This is a genomic window from Saccharopolyspora rectivirgula DSM 43747, from assembly GCF_000497205.1.
Lineage (GTDB): Bacteria > Actinomycetota > Actinomycetes > Mycobacteriales > Pseudonocardiaceae > Saccharopolyspora > Saccharopolyspora rectivirgula.
Genome location: NZ_AYJW01000013.1, coordinates 60,744 through 69,885 on the forward strand (window position 1 = coordinate 60,744; position 9,142 = coordinate 69,885).

The following is a 9,142-nucleotide window of genomic DNA, read 5'->3' on the forward strand; positions in this document are numbered from 1 at the left end:
TCAACCGCGGCAACCCACTTCCCCGCCCGGACTCCGGTGCCGCGGCCGACCGGCGCACCGCGCGAGAGCTCCCCGAACGCCTCGTCGAACCGCCGTTCCCGGCAGCCCGGTGCAGCGATCTGCCACCAGGAGACCACCGGCTCCCGGGAACGGCACCCGTGGAATCCTGCTGCCGGCCGGTGCGATGGGAACGAATGATCGGGCACCATAGCGGTCGAGCCCTCCGGCCCACAGCCGCGGGCGCACCAGTTCCCAGGAGGATCGCGATGGCAGCCAATTCGCAGCACCGAGCAATTCCGGAGGGCCGGGCGGACGTCCACGACCAGGTGCTCTCCCGGCTGCAGCAGTTCTCCCCGCGCTCGCTGCCGGATGCCGCCAAGCGGGCTGCCGCGGTGGCCGTGCCCATCGTCCTGACCGGAGGTTCACCCGGGATCTGGTTGACTCGCCGGGCGGCCGGGTTGCGCGCGCATTCCGGCCAGTTCGCGCTGCCCGGAGGACGCCTGGATCCCGGTGAAACAGCTGAGCAGGCCGCGTTGCGGGAATTGCACGAAGAGATCGGGGTGTCCGCTGACAGCGTGCTGGGCCGTCTTGACGACTACCCGACGCGCTCCGGCTACGTCATCACCCCGGTCGTGGTGTGGATCGGAGAACAACCGCAGGTGCGCCCGAATCCCGCCGAGGTGGCCGAGGTCTACTTGATCCCGTTCACCGAACTCGATGTCGAGCCGCGGTTCGAATACATCTCCGAATCGGAGCGACCTGTCATCCAACTCCCGCTGCTCGACACGATGATCCACGCGCCGACGGCCGCGGTGCTGTTCCAGTTCCGGGAGCTGTGCCTGCACGGTCGTCCGACCCGGGTGGCCCATTTCGAACAGCCGGTGTTCGCCTGGCGCTGACCAGTTCCAACGCTCCCACCCCTCACCTCATCAGCGTAGTCTGTACTCCGAGGGGGAGAGAGAACATGCAGCAGCGAACACGCGGGCTGCTCATCGCAGCGCTTTTCGGACTGGCCACGCTCATCAGTGCCTGCACGCAACCACCGCCCCAAGGGCCTCCCCGGCAAACCGGGGAGCCGGCACCCGCCCCAGCACCCGCACCGCCGGGCGCGCCATCGCGGGTGGCCGCTCCGGCTTTGGGCGTGAAGGTCGACAACGTGGCCGCGGCCCGACCGCCGACCGGGCTGGCTCCGGCAGAAGTGGTCTACGTCGAACCGGTCGAGGGGGGTTTCACCCGACTGCTGGCGTTGTACGGGGAGCAGAAACCCCCGGTGGTCGGTCCGGTGCGCAGCGCGCGGGAAAGCGATCTGCAGCTGCTCGCCCAGTACGGCCGTCCCGCGCTCGCCTTTTCCGGCGCTGCTCCGGAGCTTTTGCCGCTGGTGTCCGACGCCTCGGTGGTCGACGTCTCGAGCGAACGGGAACCCGGCTCCTACTACCGGGATCCCGAACGGGAGAGCCCCAACAACCTGTTCCTGCGGCCGGAGCAGCTGCCCGAGGGGGAACCGCTGAAGACCGACGCGCTGCCGCGCATCGGCACTCCGCCGGCTGGTGGCACGCCGACCAACGACTACGAGGTGCGCTACTCCTCGGCCACCGTCGGTTTCACGTGGTCTGCCGAACAAGGGCAGTGGCTGGTTTCCATGGACGGAAAGCCGTACACGGCGGTGGACAGCGGGCGCGTTGCGACTCCCACGGTCATCGTCCAAAAAGTCTCCACTCACGACTCGGTGATCCGGGACGCCGCCGGCAATCCTTCCCCGGTGGCGCAAACCGTCGGCAGCGGTCAGGTGACCGTGCTCCGGGACGGAAAGGCCTTCGAGGGCAACTGGAACCGGCCAGCCCCGGAGGAACCGACCACCTACACCGGATCGGACGGCCAGCCGATCCCCGTCGCGCCAGGCCAGGTTTGGATCGTGCTCGCGCCGTGACGGAGCACCACCATGCCGCCGCACGCCGTTTCGCTCGCGCTGACCGGTGACGTGATGCTCGGCCGCGGGGTCGACCAAGTCCTCCCGCACCCCGGCAGCCGGGAACTCCGGGAGCCGTGCATCTCCGACGCGCTCCACTACGTGGCCAGCGCGGAACGGCGCAGTGGCGCGATTCCCCGACCGGTGGCGTTCAGCTGGCCGTGGGGAGAGGCCCTGGATGCGTTGCGGGAAGCGGATGCGAGGATCATCAACCTGGAAACCGCCATCACCGATTCGGATGATTTCGCCGCGCGCAAGCAGGTGCACTACCGGTTGAACCCGGCGAACCTGGAAGCCGTCTCGGTGGCCGCCCCGGACGTGTGCGTCCTGTCCAACAACCACACTCTGGACTTCGGTCGGCGCGGGCTCGAAGACACCCTGCGCCACCTGGAACACCACGGCCTGAACCAGGTGGGGGCCGGTGGCGAGCTGGCCCAGGCAAGACGTCCAGCGGTGGTCCGCACCGTCCGCGGCGAGCTCCGGGTGTTCGGCTGCGGGGCTTCCTCCAGCGGCATCCCGGCCAGTTGGGCCGCGACCGAACACCGCGCCGGGGTCAACCACCTGCCGGAGATCTCCCCGGAAACCGCCCACGAGGTGCTCGAGCACGTCCAACAGCACCGGGGGGCGAACGGGCTGACCGTGGTCTCGCTGCACTGGGGCAGCAACTGGGGTTACCGGGTGCCGCAGGCGCACGTCGACTTCGCCCACCGCCTCGTCGACGGCGGTGTTGACGTCGTGCACGGCCACTCCTCGCACCACCCCCGGCCGGTGGAGGTGTACCGGGGGAAGCTCATCCTGTACGGCTGCGGTGACTTCATCGACGACTACGAGGGGATCTCCGGTCACCGGGAGTACCGGGACGAGCTGCGGCTGCTCTACTCGGCGTCGGTGCTTCCCGGCAGCGGAGAACTCGTCGACCTGCGCATGCTGCCGTTGCGGGCCCACCAGCTGCGCCTGCGTCCGGCCAGTGAAGCGGAGACCAGCTGGCTGCAGACCACGCTGCACCGGATCAGCGCCCCTTTCGGCAGCCGGATCGAACGCAGCGGCCGCGAACTCGTCCTCGCCACGCCATCGCGGGCTGGTTAGCGACGGGAGCGAGCGGTTTCCGCGCCGGTAGGCTGGGGCGCGATGCGCCGCAAGTCGACTTCCCCGGTCCAGCACGCGATCCCACCCACCCGGCTGCGCTTGCCGAGCACCGGACGTTGGGAAACGCTGCGGGACCACCTCGTGGAGCGGTTGCCGAAGCTGCCCGCCGACTGCATCGACCGGATGCTGGCCGAAGGCCGGGTGCGCGGCTGCGACGGGCCGCTGGGGCTCGACGCCCCTTTCGTCCCGGGCGCGGTGATCTGGGTGCAGCGCGAGTTGCCCGAGGAGGTTCCGGTCCCCTTCCCGATCGAGCTCGTCCACCAGGACGACGAGCTCGTCGTCATCGACAAGCCGCACTTCCTGGCCACCACCCCGCGAGGCGGGCACGTCGTGGAGACCGCGCTGGTCCGGTTGCGGACCCAGTTGGGGCAGCCCGAGCTCGTTCCGGCCCACCGCCTGGACCGGATGACGGCCGGACTGGTGGTGTTCGTCCGCAAGCCCGAGCACCGGGGTGCGTACCAGAGGTTGTTCCAACAGCGGATGGTGCGCAAGGAGTACTTGGCGGTCGCCCCTTGCAAACCCGAGCTGATCCTGCCCCGCACGGTGCGGAGCAGGATCAGCAAGCAGCCCGGCGTGCTGCAGGCTCGGGAAGAACCCGGGGAGCCGAACAGCGAAACGCACGTCGAGCTGCTGGGCCAGCGGTCCGGGAAGGGGCTGTACCGGTTGGTGCCGCGGACCGGGCGCACGCACCAGCTGCGGGTGCACATGAACCGGCTCGGCATTCCGATCTGCGGGGACGACCTGTACCCGGTGGTCCAGCAGCGCGTCCCCGGTGACTTCTCCCGACCGCTACAGCTGCTGGCCGCCGTCTTGGAGTTCACCGATCCGATCACCGGTGCCCGGCGCCGCTTCGAGAGCCGGCTTCGCCTGCAGCTGTGGGAGCGCTGACCGGTCGCGGAAAACGACCGCGACGGCTGCCCACCGGGAGCTGGTGAGGATCCCCCGTGGGCAGCCGTCGTGTTGCTCAGAGCTGTCCTGCCGCGGAGGGCACCGCCGCCTGCGGCTGCGCCTCCTGGAGGCGCTCGTCGTAGTTGGGGCGGCGCAGGAGCAGCAGCATGCAGCCGAGGGTCAGCAGGACCTGGAAGATCGCGTAGCCGATCACCGCGGCGATGGTTCCAGTGCTGCCCAGCAGGAACTGGCCGATGACCGGCGTGGTGCCACCGAGCAGCGTGCCGCACAGCTGGTAGCACAGGGAGATGCCGGTGTAGCGCACGTTGGCCGGGAAGCGGCTGGCCAACATGCCGGCCAGGGCCGCGTAGTACAGGCAGTGCGGAATCGTCGCCACCGCCACCCCGAACATCGACAGCCAGTAGTTCTCCGTGCGGATCAGCACGAACATCAGCGGCATCAGCGCGATCTCCGGAACCAGCATGATGGTCACCGCGCGCGACCAGTTGCGCATCTTGGTGGCCAGCACCGCTCCCAGCGGCTGCACCAGGATCTGGGTGATCGTCGCGACCAGCAGGATCGTCAGGAACGCGCTGCGCTCGAAGTCCAGAGTGGAAGTGGCCCAGGACAGGGCGAAGGTGGATTTGAAGTACGTGGCCGACAGCCCGATGGTGCAAGCACCGATCCCCAGCGCCAACAACATCGGGTGCGAGCGCACCACTTCCCACACCGGCAGCTTGGCGACCTGCTTGTTCTCGATGACCGCCGCCATGGCCGGGGACTCGCTGACGCGCAGCCGGATGAACATTCCGACGACCACCAGCAGCGCCGAGCACAAGAACGGAACCCGCCAACCCCAGGCGAGGAACGCCTCGTCGGGCAGCTGGCTGATCAGCAGGAAGCTGAGCGTGCTCAACGCGTTGCCCACAGGAGACCCCTGCTGGGCGAACGCGGCGTAGAGGATGGACTTCCCCGCTGGGGCGTGTTCGGAGGCGATCAGCACCGATCCACCCCACTCCCCGCCCAGGCCGATCCCCTGCACCATGCGGATGCACACCAGGGCGATGGGCGCCGCGACACCGATCTGCTCGTAGCCGGGCAGCAAACCGATGAGCGTGGTCGCGGTCCCCATCATCAGCAGGGTGATGACCAGGGTCTTCTTGCGCCCCAGTCGGTCACCGATGTGCCCGAAGACGATGCCACCGAGCGGGCGGGCCAGGAAGCCCACCCAGAACGTCGCGAACGCGACGAGAGTGCCGAGCCAGCCTTCGATCTCGGGGAAGAAAACCTCGTCGAACACCAACGCGGAGGCGGTGCCGTAGATGTAGAAGTCGAACCATTCGATGGTGCTGCCGATGAAAGCACCAATCCCGGCACGATTGGCCGTTCGGCGTTGTCCTCGTGCGTCCACCGCACTCATGTCCACTCCTCTTCCCGCGCCGACGCCTCTTCGCGTCGGCCCCGTTTCCCGGGCGCAGAGCTGCTCGGGACGAGCTCGATATCCCGGAATGGCTTGGTGCGGGAATGACCGTGCGCACGCATCCCGCTGTGATGGCGGCAACGCTGCCACGGAGGACCAAGAGGTGTCCAATACAAAATTGCTGCAACAGTGATACGGCAGCTGTATCAGTTACTCGTGGTCAAGAACCGTGCGCGGAGCACGCACCGGTGCTGCGCTGCCGTCAGCTGAGCGCGTTCACCCGCTCGAGCTCTTCAGCGCTGAGATCCGGTGTCGGCAGGGCCTCTTCGGCGATCTCGAGCACGGTGCGCAGCGCTGCGGAGGTGTTGTCGGGCCGCCAGGCCAGTGCCGCGTAGAGCTTGGTCGGCTCGCCCGCCAACGGCCGGTACACCAGTCCGGTCTGCTGGATGTGCTTGCAGGAGGTCAGCGTGAGCGTCACCCCGACTCCCGCGGCGACCAGGGCCAGGATGGTGTAGGAGTCCGGCGCTTCCTGCACCACGCGCGGGGTGAAACCCGCGGAGACGCACGCCTTCACGGTGGCGTCGCGCAGCGTGGAGCCGGCGTTGGCGGGGAAGCTGACGAACGGCTCGTCCCGGAGTTCTTCGACCGGAATGGACTCGCGCTCGGCCAGTCGGTGGTCGGACGGCAGCGCGCAGATGAGCTCTTCCACCTCGATCACCCGGGCCTGCACCCCGGGCTGGGTGATGGGGAGCCGGACGAAACCGAGGTCCAGCGAGCCGTCGGCGACCTTGGCCAGGGCTTCGTTGGCGTAGGTCTGGCCGCGCATGACCAGCTCCAGTCCGGGATGGGCGGCGCGCACGGCACGGGTGAGCAGGGGCAGGGCTTCGTGGCTGGAGGCTCCGGCGAACCCCACTGTGACCCGGCCGTATTCGCCTCGACCGGCGGCCTTCGCCGCCCGCACCGCCGCGTCCACGTCTTCCAGCACGGTGCGCGCCGGTTCCAGGAAGGATTCGCCGGCGCTGGTCAACCGCACCGAGCGGGTGTTGCGTTCGAAGAGCTGCACGCCGAGTTCCCGCTCCAATTGCCGGATCTGCTGGCTGAGCGGTGGCTGGGCCATCTGCAGGCGCTTGGCGGCCCGGCCGAAGTGGAGTTCTTCAGCGACAGCGACGAACGCGGTGAGGTAACGCAGTTCCACGATGCCCGCCCCTCGCGCAAGACCGATTAATTTTTCATCTTGATGTGACACTAATTCAGTATTGGACAGTAATCAATCAGGGCTGGCAGTTTATTGACCACCAGAACCGAAGACAGCGAGGAGCCCGAAAATGCCGCAGCCGGCGACCGATTCGGCAGCCCCTTCGGGAACGCAGCCGGACAAGACCACGACGCTGCGCGAAGCGATCGCCAGCCACGTCTTCGACGGCGCCACGGTGGCCCTGGAGGGCTTCACCCACCTCATCCCCACAGCCGCCGGCCACGAGATCATCCGGCAGCAGCGGCGGGATCTGACCGTCGTGCGGATGACCGCCGACATCATCGTCGACCAGATGATCGCGGCAGGCTGCGTTTCCCGCTTGGTTTCGTCGTTCGTCGGCAACTCCACCGCTGGTTCGCTCGGCGAGCTGCGCCGCCGCATCGAAACCGGCGAACCCGAACCGCTGCACTTCGAGGAGTACAGCCACTACGGCATGATCTGCCGCTACCTGGCGGGGGCCCAGCGGCTGCCGTTCTACCCGCTGCGCTCCTACGCGGGCAGCGACATCCCGTCGGTCAACCCGCAGATCCGCAAGGTGACCTCGCCCTACCCGGGGCCCGATGGCGGCACCGAGGAGATCTACGTCGTCCCCCCGATCAACCCGGACGTCACCATCGTGCACGCCCAACGGGCCGATCGAGCCGGCAACACCCAGATCTGGGGCCTCACCGGCATCCAAGCGGAAGCGGTCTACGCGGCCAAGAAGGCGATCGTGGTCGTCGAAGAAGTGGTCCCCGACGAGGTCGTCCGGTCCGATCCGAACCGCACCGTCATCCCCGCCCACGCGGTGGACGCGGTCGTCGAGTGCCCCCGCGGCGCGCACCCCTCCTTCGCCCAGGGGTACTACGACCGGGACAACGCCTTCTACCGCGAGTGGTCGCAGATCAGCAAGGATCCGCGCACGCTGCGCCAATGGCTGGACGAGTGGGTCCACGGCACCCGGGACCACGCCGAATACGTGGCCAAGCTCGGCGGAGAGCGCTGGGAGAGGCTGGCGGTCGAGGAGGCCTGGAGCCAGCCGGTCAACTACGGCCGCCGCCGCTGAACCCGGCCGGAACACCGAATGGAGTCCACCGTGACCGTTACGTCTTCCGAACTGCTCGCCACGGTCGCCGCGCGGGAACTGGCCGGCAAGCGGACCGTTTTCGCCGGCATCGGCCTGCCGACCCTGGCGGTGTCGCTGGCCCAATTGACCGTCGCCCCGGACCTGGAGATCATCTACGAATCCGGCGTGTGCGGTGCGCACCCGACCCACCTGCCGGAAACCATCGCCGACTCGGTGCTGATCACCTACTCCGAAGCCGTCCTGCCGATGACCGCGCTGTTCGGCTACGTCCTCCAGGGCGGGCGGATCGACGTGGGATTCCTCGGCGCCGCCCAGATCGACCGGTGGGGCAACCTCAACTCGTCGGTGATCGGTGACTGGCACGCCCCGGAGAAGCGGCTGCCGGGATCCGGCGGCGCGATGGAAGTGATGGCGAATTCCCGGGAGGTGTTCGTGGTCATGCGCCGGCACAACCCGCGCTCCCTCGTCGCCGAACTGGACTTCTGCACCTCTCCCGGGCCGGACCGGGCGAAGAAGGACGGCATCGAACCGCTGGGCAAAGGCGTCACCCGGGTCATCACCGATCTCGGCATCCTCGCCCGCTCCGGGGTCGGCGAGGAACTGCAACTGGTGGCGGTGCACCCCGGGGTGACCGTCGAGCAGGTCGAAGAAGCCACCGGGTGGGACCTGCGCGTGGCCCCCGAACTCGCCACGATCGACCCGCCCTCCCCCGACGAGCTCCGGGTGCTGCGTCACGACGTGGACCCCGAGCGCGTGTACCTGCGCTGAGGCAGTCCGCCTCCGAGCCCCTGCGTCGAGCCAGCTGCCGCGCGGGCCCGGCTGTGCTGGACTTCGGATATGCGACTGCTGATCGTCTCCGACACCCACCTGCCCCACCGGGCCAAGCAACTTCCGCCGCGGATCTGGCAGGAGGTGGGCGCAGCGGACGTCGTCTTCCACGCCGGTGACTGGGTGAGCCCCCAGCTGCTGGAGGAGTTGCGCAGCGCCAGCCACCACCTGGTCGGCGTGCACGGCAACAACGACGGCCCGGAGCTGCGCCAACAGCTTCCAGAAGTCGCCCGCCTGGAACTGGGCGGTCTGCGGTTCGCCGTGGTGCACGAAACGGGTCCGGCCAAGGGGCGGGAGAGGCGCTGCGACGAGCGCTTCCCCGACACCGATGTGCTGATCTTCGGGCACAGCCACATCCCGTGGGACAGCACCACGCCGAACGGGATGCGGCTGCTGAACCCCGGGTCCCCGACCGACCGCAGGCGCCAACCGCACCACACGTACATGACCGCCGAACTCGCCGACGGGGAGCTCGACGTGCACCTGCACCGGCTCGACTAGCCGGTGGTCGTCAATCGAGTCCGCCGCGCTTGACGAGTTGGGAGGCGATGACGTTGCGCTGGATCTCGTTGG

General features: G+C 68.5%; 9 protein-coding genes. 7 read left to right on the top strand and 2 right to left on the bottom strand.

Features of this window, described 5'->3' with window-relative positions:
• Nucleotides 1-266: 266 nt before the first annotated feature.
• The 4 genes from SREC43747_RS0105945 to SREC43747_RS0105960 all read left to right on the top strand — a co-directional run bounded on the left by SREC43747_RS0105945 (nt 267) and on the right by SREC43747_RS0105960 (nt 4,000).
• On the top strand, nt 267-899 hold the full coding sequence (locus SREC43747_RS0105945) for an NUDIX hydrolase (protein WP_051387749.1): 633 nt from the start codon (nt 267-269) through the stop codon (nt 897-899).
• A 65-nt stretch (nt 900-964) separates the two neighbouring features.
• Nucleotides 965-1,927, top strand: a complete 963-nt coding sequence (locus SREC43747_RS0105950) for a DUF3048 domain-containing protein (protein WP_029720237.1) — start codon at nt 965-967, stop codon at nt 1,925-1,927.
• Between the two features lie 12 nt (nt 1,928-1,939).
• Complete coding sequence (locus SREC43747_RS0105955) at nt 1,940-3,052, top strand: CapA family protein (RefSeq protein WP_037331426.1); 1,113 nt, start codon at nt 1,940-1,942, stop codon at nt 3,050-3,052.
• A 42-nt stretch (nt 3,053-3,094) separates the two neighbouring features.
• Nucleotides 3,095-4,000: a pseudouridine synthase gene (locus SREC43747_RS0105960; RefSeq protein ID WP_029720239.1), complete on the top strand. Its 906-nt coding sequence runs from the start codon at nt 3,095-3,097 to the stop codon at nt 3,998-4,000.
• A gap of 76 nt (nt 4,001-4,076) precedes the next feature.
• On the opposite strand, the gene SREC43747_RS0105965 is transcribed toward SREC43747_RS0105960, so the two are convergent.
• Nucleotides 4,077-5,420 (bottom strand): MFS transporter, encoded by a 1,344-nt coding sequence (locus SREC43747_RS0105965; protein ID WP_029720240.1) that lies wholly within the window; start codon nt 5,418-5,420, stop codon nt 4,077-4,079.
• A gap of 262 nt (nt 5,421-5,682) precedes the next feature.
• Complete coding sequence (locus tag SREC43747_RS0105970; protein WP_029720241.1) at nt 5,683-6,615, bottom strand: LysR family transcriptional regulator; 933 nt, start codon at nt 6,613-6,615, stop codon at nt 5,683-5,685.
• Nucleotides 6,616-6,745: 130 nt separating this feature from the next.
• Between SREC43747_RS0105970 and SREC43747_RS0105975 the strand changes: the two genes are divergently transcribed.
• From SREC43747_RS0105975 to SREC43747_RS0105985, 3 genes are all read left to right on the top strand, one after another.
• A complete protein-coding gene (locus SREC43747_RS0105975) occupies nt 6,746-7,720 on the top strand; it encodes a CoA transferase subunit A (RefSeq protein ID WP_037331428.1) in 975 nt (324 codons plus the stop codon).
• Nucleotides 7,721-7,738: 18 nt separating this feature from the next.
• Nucleotides 7,739-8,509 (top strand): CoA-transferase subunit beta, encoded by a 771-nt coding sequence (locus tag SREC43747_RS0105980; protein ID WP_029720243.1) that lies wholly within the window; start codon nt 7,739-7,741, stop codon nt 8,507-8,509.
• A gap of 69 nt (nt 8,510-8,578) precedes the next feature.
• Nucleotides 8,579-9,070 (top strand): metallophosphoesterase family protein, encoded by a 492-nt coding sequence (locus SREC43747_RS0105985; RefSeq protein ID WP_029720244.1) that lies wholly within the window; start codon nt 8,579-8,581, stop codon nt 9,068-9,070.
• Nucleotides 9,071-9,142 lie beyond the last annotated feature (72 nt).

Coding starts and splice junctions, on each gene's coding strand:
- SREC43747_RS0105945 (WP_051387749.1), top strand. CDS start 267: ATGGCAGCCAATTCGCAGCACCGAGCAATTCCGGAGGGCCGGGCGGAC.
- SREC43747_RS0105950 (WP_029720237.1), top strand. CDS start 965: ATGCAGCAGCGAACACGCGGGCTGCTCATCGCAGCGCTTTTCGGACTG.
- SREC43747_RS0105955 (WP_037331426.1), top strand. CDS start 1,940: ATGCCGCCGCACGCCGTTTCGCTCGCGCTGACCGGTGACGTGATGCTC.
- SREC43747_RS0105960 (WP_029720239.1), top strand. CDS start 3,095: ATGCGCCGCAAGTCGACTTCCCCGGTCCAGCACGCGATCCCACCCACC.
- SREC43747_RS0105965 (WP_029720240.1), bottom strand. CDS start 5,420: ATGAGTGCGGTGGACGCACGAGGACAACGCCGAACGGCCAATCGTGCC.
- SREC43747_RS0105975 (WP_037331428.1), top strand. CDS start 6,746: ATGCCGCAGCCGGCGACCGATTCGGCAGCCCCTTCGGGAACGCAGCCG.
- SREC43747_RS0105980 (WP_029720243.1), top strand. CDS start 7,739: ATGGAGTCCACCGTGACCGTTACGTCTTCCGAACTGCTCGCCACGGTC.
- SREC43747_RS0105985 (WP_029720244.1), top strand. CDS start 8,579: ATGCGACTGCTGATCGTCTCCGACACCCACCTGCCCCACCGGGCCAAG.